General features: G+C 37.6%; 18 protein-coding genes. All 18 read right to left on the reverse strand.

The window, feature by feature from the left end:
* Window positions 1-34: 34 nt before the first annotated feature.
* The 18 genes from galE to PK1910_RS04025 all read right to left on the reverse strand — a co-directional run bounded on the left by galE (window position 35) and on the right by PK1910_RS04025 (window position 16,596).
* Window positions 35-1,024, reverse strand: coding sequence for a UDP-glucose 4-epimerase GalE (gene galE, locus PK1910_RS03940; protein WP_058948423.1), 990 nt, complete (start codon window positions 1,022-1,024; stop codon window positions 35-37).
* A 9-nt stretch (window positions 1,025-1,033) separates the two neighbouring features.
* A complete protein-coding gene (locus PK1910_RS03945) occupies window positions 1,034-2,470 on the reverse strand; it encodes a glucose-6-phosphate isomerase (RefSeq protein ID WP_058948422.1) in 1,437 nt (478 codons plus the stop codon).
* Window positions 2,471-2,553: 83 nt separating this feature from the next.
* The gene (locus tag PK1910_RS03950) at window positions 2,554-2,832 is read right to left on the reverse strand and encodes a DUF1294 domain-containing protein (protein WP_058948421.1); all 279 of its coding nucleotides are present in this window, start codon (window positions 2,830-2,832) and stop codon (window positions 2,554-2,556) included.
* 20 nt (window positions 2,833-2,852) lie between these two features.
* The gene (locus PK1910_RS03955; protein WP_058948420.1) at window positions 2,853-3,776 is read right to left on the reverse strand and encodes an NAD-dependent epimerase/dehydratase family protein; all 924 of its coding nucleotides are present in this window, start codon (window positions 3,774-3,776) and stop codon (window positions 2,853-2,855) included.
* 22 nt (window positions 3,777-3,798) lie between these two features.
* The gene (locus PK1910_RS03960; protein ID WP_008713648.1) at window positions 3,799-4,524 is read right to left on the reverse strand and encodes a ribonuclease H1 domain-containing protein; all 726 of its coding nucleotides are present in this window, start codon (window positions 4,522-4,524) and stop codon (window positions 3,799-3,801) included.
* 10 nt (window positions 4,525-4,534) lie between these two features.
* Window positions 4,535-5,026, reverse strand: coding sequence for a Cys-tRNA(Pro) deacylase (gene ybaK / locus PK1910_RS03965; RefSeq protein WP_058948419.1), 492 nt, complete (start codon window positions 5,024-5,026; stop codon window positions 4,535-4,537).
* Between the two features lie 81 nt (window positions 5,027-5,107).
* Window positions 5,108-6,106, reverse strand: a complete 999-nt coding sequence (locus tag PK1910_RS03970) for a nucleoid-associated protein (protein WP_058948418.1) — start codon at window positions 6,104-6,106, stop codon at window positions 5,108-5,110.
* Between the two features lie 27 nt (window positions 6,107-6,133).
* Window positions 6,134-7,429: an AMP-binding protein gene (locus PK1910_RS03975; protein WP_058948417.1), complete on the reverse strand. Its 1,296-nt coding sequence runs from the start codon at window positions 7,427-7,429 to the stop codon at window positions 6,134-6,136.
* Window position 7,430: 1 nt separating this feature from the next.
* Window positions 7,431-8,537 (reverse strand): acetyl-CoA C-acyltransferase, encoded by a 1,107-nt coding sequence (locus tag PK1910_RS03980; protein WP_004693340.1) that lies wholly within the window; start codon window positions 8,535-8,537, stop codon window positions 7,431-7,433.
* A gap of 62 nt (window positions 8,538-8,599) precedes the next feature.
* Window positions 8,600-9,112, reverse strand: a complete 513-nt coding sequence (locus PK1910_RS03985; protein WP_004693338.1) for a biotin transporter BioY — start codon at window positions 9,110-9,112, stop codon at window positions 8,600-8,602.
* A gap of 8 nt (window positions 9,113-9,120) precedes the next feature.
* Window positions 9,121-9,687, reverse strand: coding sequence for a hypothetical protein (locus PK1910_RS03990; RefSeq protein WP_004693337.1), 567 nt, complete (start codon window positions 9,685-9,687; stop codon window positions 9,121-9,123).
* A 173-nt stretch (window positions 9,688-9,860) separates the two neighbouring features.
* Window positions 9,861-10,724: a UTP--glucose-1-phosphate uridylyltransferase GalU gene (galU, locus tag PK1910_RS03995; protein WP_004693334.1), complete on the reverse strand. Its 864-nt coding sequence runs from the start codon at window positions 10,722-10,724 to the stop codon at window positions 9,861-9,863.
* A gap of 13 nt (window positions 10,725-10,737) precedes the next feature.
* On the reverse strand, window positions 10,738-12,291 hold the full coding sequence (locus PK1910_RS04000) for an LPS-assembly protein LptD (RefSeq protein ID WP_004693332.1): 1,554 nt from the start codon (window positions 12,289-12,291) through the stop codon (window positions 10,738-10,740).
* Between the two features lie 37 nt (window positions 12,292-12,328).
* Complete coding sequence (locus PK1910_RS04005; protein ID WP_004693331.1) at window positions 12,329-13,441, reverse strand: hypothetical protein; 1,113 nt, start codon at window positions 13,439-13,441, stop codon at window positions 12,329-12,331.
* Between the two features lie 108 nt (window positions 13,442-13,549).
* Window positions 13,550-13,996: a hypothetical protein gene (locus PK1910_RS04010; RefSeq protein ID WP_004693328.1), complete on the reverse strand. Its 447-nt coding sequence runs from the start codon at window positions 13,994-13,996 to the stop codon at window positions 13,550-13,552.
* Window positions 13,997-14,257: 261 nt separating this feature from the next.
* Entirely contained in the window at window positions 14,258-15,265 is a 1,008-nt protein-coding gene (gene hypE, locus PK1910_RS04015) for a hydrogenase expression/formation protein HypE (protein ID WP_004693327.1), read from the reverse strand.
* 1 nt (window position 15,266) lies between these two features.
* Window positions 15,267-16,385, reverse strand: a complete 1,119-nt coding sequence (gene hypD / locus PK1910_RS04020) for a hydrogenase formation protein HypD (protein ID WP_004693325.1) — start codon at window positions 16,383-16,385, stop codon at window positions 15,267-15,269.
* Entirely contained in the window at window positions 16,345-16,596 is a 252-nt protein-coding gene (locus tag PK1910_RS04025) for a HypC/HybG/HupF family hydrogenase formation chaperone (RefSeq protein ID WP_004693324.1), read from the reverse strand. Before PK1910_RS04025 ends, hypD begins: the two co-directional genes overlap by 41 nt.
* Between the last annotated feature and the right edge of the window lie 21 nt (window positions 16,597-16,617).

Here is a 16,617-nt window from a genome sequence, read left to right on the forward strand (position 1 = left end):
TTCATTATATTGACAAATCAAAACAATTCGTTCTTTATTTACTATTAAATCCATCTGGATGAGATGTATGCCAATGCCATGCATCTTTGATAACATCAGCAACATTACTAAATATAGGATCCCAACCAAGTAAATTTTTGATTTTTTCAGAGGAAGCAATTAATGTTCCTGGATCACCAGCACGACGATCACCATATTGAACAGGAATATCGATACCCGTAACCTCTTTTGCAGTCTCGATGATTTCCTTTACAGAGAATCCATTACCACTACCAAGATTAAATACTTGAGATTCTCCGCCTTTACGCAAGTAGTCCATAGCCAATACGTGAGCAGCTGCTAAATCATTGACATGAATATAGTCGCGTACACATGTGCCATCAGCTGTATCATAATCAGTCCCAAATACAGTTATATGCTCTCTTTTACCGCGAGCCGCATCTAACACAAGTGGAATCAAATGAGTTTCAGGATGATGGTCTTCTCCAATCATACCAGACGGATCTGCACCGGCCGCATTGAAATAACGCAACGCAACATATGTAGAACCATAGATAGAACTATAATCAGACAACATTTCTTCTATCATCAATTTAGTGCGACCATATACATTTGTTGGTTGCAGTTGAGCATCCTCACGAATAGGCACTACCTTTGGCTCACCATACACAGCAGCCGTACTAGAAAATACAAAATGCTTTATACCTGCGGTACGACCAGACTCAATAAGGTGATAGGAACCAACTACATTATTTTCATAATAAATAGCTGGATTTTGCATGGATTCACCAACTTGTGAGTGAGCAGCAAAATGCATTACACCTAGGATGTTATGTTCTTTCATAATACCTACTAGTTTAGGATCAGCAATATCCATATTGTAGAACTTTACCCCCTCAGGAATAGATTCTACATGCCCACGAGATAAATTATCTACAATAATTGGTGTATATCCTGCTTGTTGTAAAGCACGTACAGTATGACTCCCAATATAACCAGCACCACCTGTTACTAAAATATTCATAGTTCCCCCTCATGAATTATGTACTTCCTTTGCTCGAGCCAATTTGGGTCCGATGAGACGCTTATAAACCTCTACCCCTGGTTGATCAAAAGCATCAACACCCGCAAAAATGGACTCAAAATAAACGGCCCAACAATGCATAAACATAATTTCTCCTAAATGGAATGCGTTTAATGTTGGTACAGTTATAGTCATGTTAAAACGATTGTCACTAGACAAGGCTTCTCTATTAGCATCTAAAGCAATGTTTAAAATATCACAAATGCCTACATCAGATAGAGAGTGTAAACGTTCATATTGACTATAGGAATCTGGAACAATGAGATTATGTTTCCAATCCTTAACCTTAATAAATTGAACTACCTTATTTAGGCGCCCCTCTTGATGCTCTTGAACTTGAGCATGCATATCCATAGTACCTACTGCAGCAACTGGCGTACGACCATATGGTAGACAAGTATTACTCATTTTTCCAAGAGACTCGGATAAGAGCTGCACATACCAATCAGATAATGAGTGGAGTGCTTCACTATAAGGCATAAACACCTCTATAATACGACCATATCGTTCAGATGCAATATATTTCAATAATGCACTTAAAAGGCCTGGATTTTTAAAAATGTCTTCTTCTTGACATGCTGCATCCATAGATGCAGCACCAGCTAAGAATCCTTCAATATCAAATCCTACAAGAGTGGCTGTTACAAAACCAACTTCTGTAAATACAGAGAAACGACCACCTACACCATAAGGAATGCTATAGGTCTTCCAATTATTTTCTATCGCCATAGATCGTAAAATTGTAGGATGTTCATCATCAGATACATCTGTAACAGCTATCACTTCGTAGTTAATATTACGATCTTGTAAAGCCTTCTCCAAAATCATGAAGTTAGCCATTGGTTCAATGGTAGATCCAGACTTAGAATTAATAACGAGCATCACCTTATAATCAGGACCTTTTTTCTGAGCTTGACACTCTAACGTACGAATTAGCCCTACTAAGTAATCACCATCCACATTAAAGCCTGCAAAGTACATCCTAGGATAGCCGTCGCGTTCCTCTGCACTGTAGTTATTCCAAAATGCTCCACACTGCACATCAAAAATAACTTTGCTCCCCAAATAGGAGCCCCCAATACCTACGGATACAACTGTATCAATATTATGGCGTGCATAGTCACGTAATTCGTAAAGCCGCTCTAACATATCTGGTGTATTGATACCATCTTCTGAAATATATGGAAGTTGGTAAAACAACACGGGTTCAGGTAAACCATCTTTAGAAACATGACCTTCTTCGAAGCCTGTAGAACGCAAAATATTTGTATGACGCCATACATTTTGTATAGCCCGTTCAAAATTATTCACATCACGTTCTTGTATGCAACTTTCATTATATATATTAGCATAATCTAACTCAAAACCTGATTGTAATCGCAACATCAAATATCTCCTTCACTGACATTTTATGTACAATATTTTTTTATTATACCATAAAAGAATGAATAAAATATTAGTTTATACAATCATTTTACCCACAAACCATAACCGAATCCGACTGCATATACAGACCAAAGTAATGCAAAAGGAATGGCTAATTTAAATTTAATTTTTAATGTCTTATGACGCCATAGGACCATACCTAATAAAGCACCAACACCACCAAAGGCAAACGCTAAAAATAGTAATGTGAACTCTGAAATCCGATCATATCCATTAATGGCACATAATTTATCATATCCATACAGGCTAAATACGATAAAATTCCATATACCTACGGTCACCCAAAATTGCGTATCACTCATATCCCCAAACCTTATACCCCTTACTTATGATGAGCTTTAAAGTATTCTAATGTCTTTTGTAAGCCGTCCTCTAATGTTGTAGTAGCAGTAAAGCCAAAATCACGTTCAGCTTTCACATTACTTAAGCGCGAATGTTTAATATCTCCTATACGCTCATCTTCATAATAAACCATAAAATCTGTCCCGCTAATAGTCCGGAATCGCGTAATCAACTCATTCACAGATGTTCCCTTATTGGTAGATATATTATAAATACCTGTGCATTGACCATTCCCCATAGCCTTAATGTTAGCATCTACCACATCATCTACATAAATGAAATCTCTAGTTTGCTCACCATCACCAAATACAGTTAATGGTTGCCCTTCGACAATCAAGCGGTTGAAAATACTGATAACGCCTCCTTCACCGCCATCACCTTGACGTGGTCCATATACATTAGCATATCTAAAGCATACTGTATTTAATCCAAAAGCTTCATGATAAATACGCAAATAACCTTCTGCAGTAAGCTTTGTCAGGCCGTAAAAAGACGAAGGCATACCACTCAAGTCTTCAGTCAATGGCAATACTGCCAAGTCACCATATACAGCAGCTGATGAAGGCATTAAAAATTGTTCAACTTTCACTTTACGACAAGCATCGAGAACATTAATAAGTCCTATTAGATTTACATCACAGTCATAACTTGGGTTCTCCATGGAGGATTGAACCATTGTTTGCGCCGCTTCATGAAATACGATAGACGGCTTAAACTCTTCAAATACAGATAGTAATTTTGGATCTCGTACATCCATCTCAATAAATTGAGCATCTTCATGTACAAAGGAGCGCATACCTGTAGATAAATTATCTATAACGAGTACATCATGACCTAATTCAATTAATCTATCAACTAAATGGGAACCAATAAATCCGGCCCCACCAGTAACACATATATTCATAGCGCCCTCCCTTCTAACATCTTTAAATACCTGCACCTTGTTTTGCTAGTGCATCAGCCATTTCATTATATGTATCGCCCGTATGAGCAGCCACCTTGTGAAAGTAAACTCGCACACGATTTTTTATAGAATCATAAAATGCTGAGTACTCTTGGGTTAGCTCATTATTACGTTTCCATCCCTTAGTAGCCCACATTTCTATGCCCATATAATCATAGTAAAGTGAACATTCAGAAATCCCATTATCAACGGCGTATTTCATAACATGCATAGCAGCCAACAACTCGCCAGCTACATTCCAAAACGATGTATATCGTTTATCAGTAGAGGAAAAAGAAAAAGTTTTCCTCTTGCCATTCAAAAAGATAACCCCACCTGCCCCAACAGTATTGGTCTCTTTATTATAACTACCATCGATATACGCAACCATATAGTTTGGAGTAGTAAAATCTGGTTTCACAACATTTGCTGATACTTTACTTTGAATACTAGAACTAGAAACTATAGGCCTAGAATTTTTAGATTTAAACTTCACTTCTTGTGGCGATTTAAGTTCACTCTTTTTAGCGCTCATAAAATCACTTAAAGACAAACCTGAATCCTCTACAAAAGCACGTGCTTCGGCTTCTGTCGAAAATGATTTGTAGATAGCACCACCATAGCCCTTTACTTGTTTTTCACAGTCAGACCATGTAGTGTAAACTCCTGGTACACGACCCTGACGAACAGCATAAAACTTTTTTGCCATACGCCCCCCCTTAATGGTCCATTGTCAGTTCAACAAATTCAGCATTTACAACAGATGCCAAATCCTTTGGATTTACCTTCATTTGCATACCGCGTAAACCTGCGCTTACATATACAAACTTTTGGGGTTCCATAGTAGCATCAAAATAGGTAGGAAATGCTTTTTTCATGCCTACTGGAGAACATCCACCGCGCAAATAACCTGTAATACCTAACAAATCCTTAACATGAACAAGCTCTACAGACTTATTATGACTAACACGTGCTGCCTGTTTCATATCTAACTCTTCAGCCACAGGAATACAGAATACTACATATCCAGTTTTGTCACCTTTGCCAACTAATGTTTTAAAGACTTGTTTCTCATCGAGTTTTAATGCTTCTACTACATGAAGGCCAGCAGCACGCTCTTCAGACCACTCATATTCGCTAATACTATAAAGTATCTTATGAGTATCTAAAATACGTAATGCGTTTGTTTTTTTATGTTTCTCTTTACTCATCATAACCTCCATATACTAGCATAGCAAATAAATTTAATCATTACATAATATATTTCTATAGACAAATATAATTTTTCATTACTATTTATTTACGATTTTATTAATATTTTTTAATTCAATACGCAAGGTACCATCATCATTAGTTTTTATCTCAATAAACTCACGATTTTTCATATATTCTACAGGAAATGAAATCTCAATACCTGTATCTGTTTTAATCTTATGATGCTCTCCAACCTTCGTGGCAAACTCACGATTGACTGGCAAAGGACGCAACATATCCGCATCAGCTAATTCTTTCTTTGCCGCCTCTTGTTGAATAGGATTCGCTTTAAATACCTCTTCTACAATACGAACAGGATCAACGGTATCTGATACTTCTGCATTTTTAGCAATCATAGATTTAGCCGTTGTCAACTCAACAACGCCATCAGACTCATGAGCTTGAGCCACCTTATCTACGATAGTCTTTACCTTTCTCACCGTATCTAGCGAGGATTGATTAGTCCCTAATTGCAAGACCTTATCTGCTAGGATATAGGATACCTCACCATCAAATTCACCTTTAGGTTCAAAAATACGAACACTAAAATTAGAGAGATTAATAGATGCAAAGGCACGTAATTTTTGTGATGGCATAGGTAGTACTGCCTTATGAGAAACAAGTTCTGTAGCCAATGTACCATCATCTTCACTGAATAGTTGATGGGTAAAAGCATCATGAGCTTGGCACAGAAGAATACAAACATAGAACGTATCCGTAACGGCTTCACAAATAATCGTATCAATAACAACGGAATCCGTAGCTTGTTTCATATATGTAAACAAGCTTTCACCTAAATTCTTACATAAATCAATAAACTTAAGCGCTCCATTTTTATAGTCTACTAATTGTTTGCCCACAGGGCTCGCATCATGTAAGGTTCCGGTTCTAGCCCCTGGATCTTTGAAAGCCTTAACTACATGATTTGCAATATAATCTTGTATAGCTTGATCCCCAACCTTTAATTCATGTTCAGAATATACAGCTAACGAGGATGTAAAGTCAAAAATCTCTAGCGCCGCCTTATTAATCTGCATGATGCCTCCTTGTAGTACAAAAAATGTTTACCCTTTATTATACCACTCTTTTAACTTTCGTTTATCAACTTTTGAGCATTCCGTAAGGGGTAACATAGGAACTTCTATTATAGCTTTTGGCCACTCTACAGGAGGTCTTTTATTATGAATAAGTTCTATAACTTCACTCAATCTAACCTCACCATCTAGCACCATATAAACTACGTAGTCTTCCCCTCGTATCTCATCAGCAATATCGATAATAGCAATCTCAGAAACTCCTTGTAAGGATTGTAAATACAATTCCATCTCTGGGATAGAAATTTTATATCCCCCTTTATTAATTACGTCGCCTGCTCTCCCATTAAACATAAGATATCCGTCACTATCAATGTATCCACAATCATTTACAGTATACGTATTGGGAATCCCTTCAATACGATAATTTGTTGTCACATAAATGACATTATCATTCTCTGCGATTTTCACGGTTGGAAATGGTCTCCCTACCGTACCTTCTCGCGCTGACCATTCTTTACCAGTGCAATACGTTATATAGTTAAGCTCTGATGCACCATAGTACAAGATAAACTCCATATCAGGGCATATATGTTGTAACTGTTCCATTAATTGTCGATCCAGAACTTGAGATCCTGCAATGATGTATTTAATGGATGATAATTTACTTTTACAATGTCGAACCAATAATCGTAGTTTCGTTGGTAATGCATATATATGGTCTACATTGTATTCCTCTATAAGCTGCATCCATCTACTAGGACGCAAGGAACTCGTTGTAACAACAGTCCCTCCAGCCCATAAAGAGGCAATGACCATATTGCTAACACCTGTGAAACTAAAACTCCCTTGTAAAAAGATTTTAACATCTTTGTTTATATGAAAAATATTATTTTGAATATCAAAAAAATCACGCCAAGACCTCTCTCGTCTCCACAAAGGTTTTGGTCGTCCCGTAGTCCCCGATGTAAGTACTCCAAAATCAGCTAATGGCGGTACACCTTCATAGGCTATAATACGAGCTAGCTCATCTACATAAGCCTTATCCATCTCATTGTGACATACCATAGGAATATTATCTTTATATATTGCCCCAAGCCACTGTGTAAGTTGTTCAACAAACGACAATTCCTTAATTAAAAGAACCTTAGTTTTTAATGTCTCTTTAGACTGAGTAAAATTTACAATGTGACTTGTATTATTAATATCTACCGATAGAATAGCATCATATAGTTCACCATATGTATATTGTATGTCATCTACGATTAGGGCAATTTTATGGGGCTCTAACTCTTTATTCTGTTGTAAGCGTTCAATAATTGTCATATTACATACGTTCCATAATTAAAGCCGATCCTGTGCCTCCTGCACCAGCAATAGCGCATAAACCATAACGACCACCACAAGATTCTAAAGCAGCCATACAGTGAAGCACTAATATGGCGCCAGAACATCCATAGGGATGCCCATAAGCTAACGCTCCACCAAACATGTTATATTTCCCAATATGATTAGGATAAGTCTTATCAAAAAGAACATCAATAATGGCAAAGGCTTCATTCCATTCCACTACGTCAATATCATCCATAGTTAAACCTGTACGTTTTAAAATGGCTTCTGTGCTTTCAAGGGCACCCTCTGGACTAAACTGGGGATTTCCTGCCCAAGGTTTGACGCTATGAATTTTAAAAGGCCCTTTTTTATTAGATAAATATACAAAGGCTGCTCCATCATGAGTTAAACACGCATTGCCTGCATTTGTAATAGAGTCAGCTCCCAACAAAGGTTTCATCCTAGACAAGAGTTTTTCGTTCATCGTAGGTCGAATACATTCATCTATACATCTTTTACCATCTATAGTAATAGGCATAATATATGACTGTAAATATGGGTTATCTAAAGCTGCTGATGCTCTTTGATGACTGCCAATAATATGCGGATATAAATCTTCCTTTGTTACATTGTATTTATGAATAGTCCGCTCGGCCCCTTTGAGCATGGCTAAAGGCGATTGATCTTGGGGCGTAAATTGAGCTACCTTATAGGGACCTTCTCGGTCATCCCCAGATGCATACACCCGCTCTGGCTGTAACGACGAACTTTCAATACCGCCTGCAATAGCAGAATCCATAATACCAGACACAATATGTGCATATGCTATCTCAATACTCATCAAAGCTGAGGCACATTGCATATCAACGGTGATAGCAGGCACAGAATTTGGTAAATTACACATAAGACCCATGAGACGGCCAAGGTTACCACCAGTACCAACTGCATTACCACAGAAGATTCCATCTATATGTGAAATAGTATAACGATTAATTATTTCATCAATTACTTGAGAGCCCAAAATCTCGGGTCTCATATGTTTATATTGTCCATTTAAAACGCCGATGGGACTTCTAAGCCCACCATGAATATATACTGACATATATACTCCTTCTATTAAAAGCAAAAAAGAGGCATCCCGCAGAATGCCACTTTAATTGTATTCTAAATTTTAACTTTAGTTGCTAACCAAGAAGCAACCAGACATTTTACGATATCTCCAGGAATAAATGGGAACATGACTACAGGCAAGGCCGCCCAAAGTTCTGTTTTTGTAACAATCATAAAACCTGCTACACCAAAGAGGTACACTACAGGAATGGTAATCACAAGAGATCGCCAGGCATAAGAGAAAAAGCTTTTTTTAGAACCTTTAAATATACTTAGTAATGTATATGCAACTGGCCAAGAAAAAATAAAGCCACCTGTTGGTCCCAACAATTTGCCAAGACCAGCCGTACCGCCAACAAATACTGGTAACCCAACTGCACCAAGCAAAATATAAATGATAAATACGATAAGTGCATCCTTAGGCTGTAACAATAGGCCGATTAATGTGGCTACCAAAGTCAAAGCCGTTACCATAGCGGGACTAAATGGCAATGGGAAAGAAATATATGCTGAAATACATAATAAGGCTGTTAATAAAGCCATTTTTGTTAAACGTCTTGTTTCCATAATTACCTCTAACTAATACATCTTTGTTTCAAAGATGATGAATCTTCATTTTCACCGAAAAACGTAGCCGAAAATGCCAATGTATCGCCAATGTAACCTTCTACATGAGCATCTTCAGGATATTCCACCAAAGTTACCTTGTCATCTGCAATAACTGGTGCATGAAAATAAATCGTCATTTGCAGAGCAGATTTACTAATATTCCAAAAATCCCACATCGTTTCTAAAATCATGCAGCCAGGAACAACATAAGGATTCTCACGATGGATTGGATTCGTATCATTAATATCATTTACAAATCGTATGACCTCTTCCTTAGAGAAAGATATAGCACCATCTGTTCCCTGTTGGTTTATAGTAGAACGAATGTTAAATTGTTTTGGCACTGGTCGTAAATCGACCATTAAGAAGCCAGACGTATCCATAATACCAATTGTGGTGGTTTTAGCTACTTTCGATACAATTTCACATAGGGTTCTATCACTACCTGAGGAATCATAATGCATATGTTTAATAACGCTATGTCCCGGTAGGTTCAAATCATTATTACATAATGCTTTAAATAATGTTCTCATATAATCACAGTCCTTTTATTTATTCAATATCTTGATTATAATCAACATTATTTCATTCGTCAACAAAAGGCATTGTTCATATGTTAACAAATATCAAATGAGTTTGAAACTATAAACAAAAAGAGCCTATGACATATATCATAGGCCCCTCACATGGAAGTCTCATAGATTATCTATTTTAGATCTAATTCCTTTAGGTAAGCTTTAAAGCTTTCACCCAATTCTTCGTTGCGCAATGCATACTCAACAGTGGCTTTTAAATAGCCCAATTTATCCCCTGTATCGTAGCGAATACCTTCATATGCTAATGCATACGTATCCGTTTTAGAGGCTGCCAATGCATCAGTTAATTGGACTTCATTACCTACACCAGGCTTAGTAGCTTCTAAGATATTAAAAATATCTGGTGTTAAAATATAACGACCTAATACAGCGAGTCGAGATGGAGCATCCTCTTTCTTAGGTTTTTCCACCAAGTTATCAACGCGATATAAATTATCAGCCAATGCTTCACCAGATACAATACCATAAGAACTAACTTTATCTTCCGGTACAAATTGAGCGCCTAAAATAATACCAGGATGCTCATTATAGCAATCAATCAACTGTTTTAAGCATGGATTTTCTGGATTGTAAACAATATCATCACCAAGTAATACTGCAAATGGCTCATCACCAATAAATGCTTTTGCACACAATACAGCATCACCAAGTCCACGAGGTGCTTTTTGACGAATAAAGTGAACTTTAATGTCCGCCAAATCCTTGATCATAGCCAATGGTTTATTTTTACCTTGACTTTGTAATAACAATTCTAATTCAACACTACTATCAAAATGGTCCTCAATAGCACGTTTATTACGACCTGTAATAATTAGAATTTCTTCAATCCCAGAATCTAAAGCTTCTTTTACAATGTATTGGATAGCAGGTGTATCGACAATAGGAAGCATTTCTTTTGGTTGTGCCTTGGTAGCTGGTAAGAAACGTGTACCAAAACCAGCTGCTGGAATTACAGCTTTTCTAATGCGTTGCATAGTATTCTCCTAACTAAAAGTCTTTACCTACAAATTTAATTTTCCATTGATCATTTTTATTTTTATGTCCATCTTTATATGTTAAGTACATATCGAAGGAGTGTAAATCACGATGCCATGTATAATAGACAGAATCAATATCCCCACTCATCATGTTATTCTTAACACTTACAGAAATATCATCAAGGCGAGTCAATTTATAGGTACCACCATAAATAAGCTCTTTTGGAAGCTCTGTCGTATCAAAACGATAAGGTGAATTATTGTAGGTAATATTTCGTTGATTATAGCTAACCCATACATTAGCACGATTACCAACTTTAGATTGGAATCTAGCCCCCCAATAAGGCATGCTACGGATACTACCATCATAGCCATAGTAGTCACGTTGGTAACCACCTAAGAAGCGCAAATCAGCATTTTTGCCAAGCTTAATCGGATCATGAGAAACTTCTGCATAATATTCTTTATGAGAACCTTTTACAGAACCCTCTTTCCAATAACCAGCATTAATACCACCACGTACAGTAATTGGAGAATTCCCTACATGATATGTATGAGTATCCAAACGAGCTTCACCTATTTTTTCTACCCATACTGTTTCATCATTATATTCATTAGACTCCTTGCTATACCCAACAGAAGCAGTCCCCCAAGGTAAATAATGACGATATCCCACCTGAGGTTTAAAACCAGATTTAGAATACCAACGATAGTCAATATAAGCTTCACCGTTTTTACCGATAGGATATTCTGTACTACCATGTAAGCCAATACCATCATCGTTACTATACGTAGGTTTTGGTATTAAGGAAAAAATACTAAATTTGCCTTCTTTGTCATGACGCAATGAAGTCGTATAAGATGGCAAGGATAATACTTTAAAGTTTTTAATATAAAAGGATGGTTTTTTAATAACGACTTTATCACCAGGATATACCTGAATATCTTGACCCTCCACACGATAATCTGGAGTATGAACAAAAGCCATTGCATGTTTTGTAGTTACCATGCCCTTTTCCATATGGCCTATTTGACCATCAAAAGTGGCGTTATTGCCCTTTACATAATAGGGATCGCTCCATCCCATGGCTTGGTCCGCCTCAAAGTGACGATCACTAGTGCGATACGTCATATTTTGACCTGTAATATCTTTTGTTTTACCGCCATCTTCCAAATAACGATAGCCCCCAACAGTACGATACTCTGTAGTTTTAGTATTACCTTCAATACGTGGAGCCATCAAAGTTTGATTACCTTGAGACACCACAACATCGCCTTGAGCATATACATCACCTGTAGAGCCAGTATAAGACATTTTGTTAGCATCGATACGTGTAGGCAACTGTTCAGCAGGAGTAGCAGATTTCGCTTTTTCACCACGACGTACAACACGGATATTACTATATTCAGGTGTAGATGCTTTAGAAATTTCTCCTGCATAGGATTGACCTACGCTATCCAATGTATCTTGATATACAATAGTTGACTCAGTAGCGGCCCATACAGGTTGTGCTAAACAAAAAACACATGCCGCTGCCAGCCATTGTACTTTACGTTTCCTCATGGTTACTAGAACTCCTATTACTTTAAGAATTTGTTAATTATTGATTACGCTTTACAACAACGATAGGTTGAGAAACATTTTCTACAGGTTCTTCTGGCTCCTCAACTGCTGTAGCATCTTCAGCTACAGCTGCATTTTCATCAGTATCATTATTTTCTACATATTCTTCAGATTCACCTGTTGTATTAGGTACAGTTACAGCATCAGCTAATTCATCATCACTATGAGCTAAACCATCGCCACCAATAACAAGACCTTGAATTGTTACGGAATCTTGAGGTTGTACATATACAGTAGCACCAGCTGGGTACTCAATATTTTTACCTTTGATGAAAGCGCCCCCTACAAGCCCAACAGGACCGAGTAGAACTGCGCCCGCCACAGATGCACCTGCTGCTTTAACTTCACTACGAGTTTTATCCTTAGCCTCTTTACCTTGTACAGCAGTAAATTCTGTACCATCAATAGCTGGGATTGTATCAAATGTAATATCTAACGCACCATTACGACCAAAGGAACGAGCCTTTTTCAAAGAAGTAATTGTTCCGGAACCTACAGTGCCCGCAGGTACTAATAAGACATTGCCATCCATTACATTTTCTGCAACAGTAAAGGATACAGTATCACCTTCACGACTAGTTTTAGAAGAAACCGCTTCATTTAAAGTCACTTTGAACACTTGGTTACCAGACAATGTGCCTACTTGGTTAGTAAGAGACACATTGCTACCATATACCTTTGTCTTCAAAGAAATAATACGTTTTTGTAAGGAACCGCTACCAATGCGACCATTAACGCTACGTTCCATCTTTTCTACACGGTCTACAAGAGATCCTGCGTTAATGCTATTTTGATATGTATATTCCAATGCATCCATTTCTTCGCGCAAAGAAATATTAGTACCACTGCCTTCTACAGAATTGTAGAGGGAGTCAACACGTTTGCTCAATGTTGCGGAATTACCATTGAAACCAGTACCATACACGGTTTCATCAAGTTGATTAATGCGGTCCACAACAGCACCATCTTGTACAGTTCCATATACAGTAGTTTCTAAAACATTTGTTTTTTCAGTTACTGTACCAGGAGCGGCAAATGCAGTGCCTGAAATTAGGGATGCCATTAAAAGTGTAAGTACTTGTTTCTTCATAAATTCCTCCACAATGTATCTAATGTATAACTGTTATACAACAGAATAAGCACGGGCCTAAGACCGTGCTTATTCCCTGAGTCTATCAATTTATATGCTCAGTGGCCATTAAATTTTCAAATCAATAATCGCAGATACACCTACGCCTTGAACACGAGATGCACCAACTGGGTTTGTGCTATCAACAGGAACTAAGCCTTTTACACGAACCATACCATTAAAGCTACCTTCTACTTGAGCAACAGCTTTAACTTCTTCAATGCTAGAAGCAGGCCCAGTAACTTGAGCAGCACCGATATAACCTTTTGTACCAATACTGATAATAGGAACTACTTTAGTTGTATATTCAGTACTCAAGTTATTTTGTTTCAATAATTTATTTAGGAAAGAGTCAATTTGTGGACCAAATTTGTTAACAACAATGCCGATACCACCAATTTTAGCTGCACCACCAAGAATGCTGCTAAGTCCACCAGCTTGAGTTGTCAAGATACCACCAAATGCAGTTGTAGTTAAACAAATCCCTAGAACAGCTGTAATAATCTTCTTTTTCATAATAAGCCTCCTATAGATACTTATATTTTAACAAATTCTATACATAGATTCTAGTGAAAGTATAAGAACTTACACATAAAGATACTAACATAATATAGATTTTCGATGAATTCTTAATGAATTTTACGCAACTTAATTTAATGCTATCATCAATGATAAATCGTGTCAACATCTAATACGAGCTACATCTAGAAAGCTCAAAAATTGAAATAAAAAGATTAACAAAATGATATAGTTTAATTACTTTTATTAATTATAAATTTAACAAATTCGTGGAACCTGATCTTCACCTAATAAATCAATCAAACGAACACCTCCAATAGCCGTTTGTAGACCAACCTTACCAATATTTTTATCTAAAGTTTTACCAATTAAAACTGCTTCGCTTCCCTCTTCAAAACTATGAAGAATCTTGAGAACTTCGTCCGTAACAGATGGTTCAACGATAAGAACTACTTTCCCTTCATTCGCTAAATATAAAGGGTCATACCCCAATATATTACATACTGACTGCACTTCTTCATGAATAGGTATGGCCGTTTCTTCAACTTTAATGCCTACTTGACTCTGATCAGCGATCTCTTTTAAAACGGTACCTAGGCCACCACGAGTGGGATCTCTCAACAAAGCAACTTGAGTTCCTACTTTATCTAATACTGCTTGAACCATCTTATTTAGTGGTGCACAGTCAGTTGTTAAGGAGTCAGATAAATCTAACCCAAACCGTTGCCCCATAACGGCAATGGAGTGATCTCCAATAGCACCAGACAAAATGATATCTAGCCCTGCTTTCACACGATGTGGACCAATATCTATTCCATCTGGAATCATGCCAATACCAGCAGTATTAATGTAGATTTTATCTACTTCGCCCTTTTTAACGACCTTTGTATCACCTGTAATAATTTGAACATTTGCGGCTTTTGCCATTTCTGACATAGTGCGAAGAATTTCATCTAGCTCTTCAAAGGCCAAACCTTCTTCTAAAATAAGACCACAACTTAAATATTGAGGTATCGCGCCATTCATGGCTAAATCATTCACAGTTCCACAAACAGCCAACTTGCCAATATTACCACCAGGAAAGAACGCAGGTTGCACCACATAAGAATCTGTAGAGAAGGCCATGCGCCCGGCTGTAACAGGAAACTGGGCACCATCGTGTAGGGGCGCCAATAAATCATTTGTAAAATATTTCAAAATAAAACGGTCCGTCAACTCATGACTAAATCGTCCACCATTACCATGGACTAAGCGAACTCGTTCCATATTAATCCTCCCACGTCGATCCACCACTAGAATAACCATATTTATACCATGCAGCACAGCTACCCTCTACAGATACCATACAGGCACCTACCGGATGATCTGCGGTACAGCTTTTACCAAATAACGGACATTCACTCGGTTTAATAAGGCCTTGCAAAACACGTCCACATTGACAGCCTTTAGGATCAAGAGATGGTTTATCCAAGTTAATAGGAAGGGCAAGCTCTACATCATAAGCTGCATACTCCCCCTTTAATGCTAAACCAGAGTTAGGAATCACACCAATACCACGCCATACATCATCGCATACTTCATACACTTCCTCGATCATAGCTTGGGCTACAGGGTTTCCCTTCTGCATAACTACAGAATGATACGTATTGCCCACCACAACATTACCAGACTCACGTTGCTCTAAAATATTAGCTATAGCAGACAATATTTCTAAGCCATCAAAGCCAGCGATACAAGATGGAATACCGTATTCTTTGGGCAAAAATCGGTATGGTTCTTCACCAATAATAACACTCACATGGCCAGGTAAAATAAATCCATCGATATGACCTTCTTGTTTATCTAATAGTGCACGCAATGCTGGAGGCACTAATTTATGAGATACTAAAAAGAATACATTCTTAAGTCCTGCTGCGTGAACGGCTTTCACAGTAGCACATATAATCGCAATAGTCGTTTCAAAGCCAATAGCTAAGAATACTATTTTCTTTTCTGAATATTTTTTGCTAAGTTCTATTACCTCTAAAGGCGTATAAATAACATGGATATGAGCTCCTTTTGTTTGAGCTTCATTGAGACTACTATAGCTACCTGGAACCTTTAACATATCCCCAAAGGTAGCAATAATAACATCCTCACGTTCTGCATAGGCTAAAGCCTTATCCATATAGGTTTGATCAGTTACACATACTGGACATCCTGGTCCACTAACAAGTTCTATGCCACTTGGCAATAATTGACGAAGACCTTCTCGGAAAATCGATACTGTATGCGTACCACAAACCTCCATAAGCCGCACAGTTTCACCGGGCTTATGAAGCGCATTGATGCGCCTTAACAAAGCATCAGCTGTGTGCTGCTTTTCCTGCAAAGTAAGCTTCTTCAAGTTCTTCTAACTCCTTAAAGGCCTCTAATGTTTTTTGAGCCTCTTCTTCATCAACAATTTGTACAGCAAAACCTGCATGAACTAACAACCAGTCCCCGACCTTTGCATCTGGTACGAGGAGCAAGCTGCAGTCACGGGTAGCACCTGTCAATTCAACGGTACCAATAGCATCATTCACAGCAATCAATTGCGCTGGTACAGCTAAGCACATATTATCTCCTTATCTATATCA

It is taken from the genome of Veillonella parvula (genome assembly GCF_036456085.1).
In the GTDB taxonomy this organism is placed as follows: domain Bacteria; phylum Bacillota; class Negativicutes; order Veillonellales; family Veillonellaceae; genus Veillonella; species Veillonella parvula_E.

Bases quoted from the DNA above. Each gene is read 5' to 3' on its own strand.
- galE (WP_058948423.1), bottom strand. From the start codon at position 1,024: ATGAATATTTTAGTAACAGGTGGTGCTGGTTATATTGGGAGTCATACT.
- PK1910_RS03945 (WP_058948422.1), bottom strand. From the start codon at position 2,470: ATGTTGCGATTACAATCAGGTTTTGAGTTAGATTATGCTAATATATAT.
- PK1910_RS03950 (WP_058948421.1), bottom strand. From the start codon at position 2,832: ATGAGTGATACGCAATTTTGGGTGACCGTAGGTATATGGAATTTTATC.
- PK1910_RS03955 (WP_058948420.1), bottom strand. From the start codon at position 3,776: ATGAATATATGTGTTACTGGTGGGGCCGGATTTATTGGTTCCCATTTA.
- PK1910_RS03960 (WP_008713648.1), bottom strand. From the start codon at position 4,524: ATGGCAAAAAAGTTTTATGCTGTTCGTCAGGGTCGTGTACCAGGAGTT.
- ybaK (WP_058948419.1), bottom strand. From the start codon at position 5,026: ATGAGTAAAGAGAAACATAAAAAAACAAACGCATTACGTATTTTAGAT.
- PK1910_RS03970 (WP_058948418.1), bottom strand. From the start codon at position 6,106: ATGCAGATTAATAAGGCGGCGCTAGAGATTTTTGACTTTACATCCTCG.
- PK1910_RS03975 (WP_058948417.1), bottom strand. From the start codon at position 7,429: ATGACAATTATTGAACGCTTACAACAGAATAAAGAGTTAGAGCCCCAT.
- PK1910_RS03980 (WP_004693340.1), bottom strand. From the start codon at position 8,537: ATGTCAGTATATATTCATGGTGGGCTTAGAAGTCCCATCGGCGTTTTA.
- PK1910_RS03985 (WP_004693338.1), bottom strand. From the start codon at position 9,112: ATGGAAACAAGACGTTTAACAAAAATGGCTTTATTAACAGCCTTATTA.
- PK1910_RS03990 (WP_004693337.1), bottom strand. From the start codon at position 9,687: ATGAGAACATTATTTAAAGCATTATGTAATAATGATTTGAACCTACCG.
- galU (WP_004693334.1), bottom strand. From the start codon at position 10,724: ATGCAACGCATTAGAAAAGCTGTAATTCCAGCAGCTGGTTTTGGTACA.
- PK1910_RS04000 (WP_004693332.1), bottom strand. From the start codon at position 12,291: ATGAGGAAACGTAAAGTACAATGGCTGGCAGCGGCATGTGTTTTTTGT.
- PK1910_RS04005 (WP_004693331.1), bottom strand. From the start codon at position 13,441: ATGAAGAAACAAGTACTTACACTTTTAATGGCATCCCTAATTTCAGGC.
- PK1910_RS04010 (WP_004693328.1), bottom strand. From the start codon at position 13,996: ATGAAAAAGAAGATTATTACAGCTGTTCTAGGGATTTGTTTAACTACA.
- hypE (WP_004693327.1), bottom strand. From the start codon at position 15,265: ATGGAACGAGTTCGCTTAGTCCATGGTAATGGTGGACGATTTAGTCAT.
- PK1910_RS04025 (WP_004693324.1), bottom strand. From the start codon at position 16,596: ATGTGCTTAGCTGTACCAGCGCAATTGATTGCTGTGAATGATGCTATT.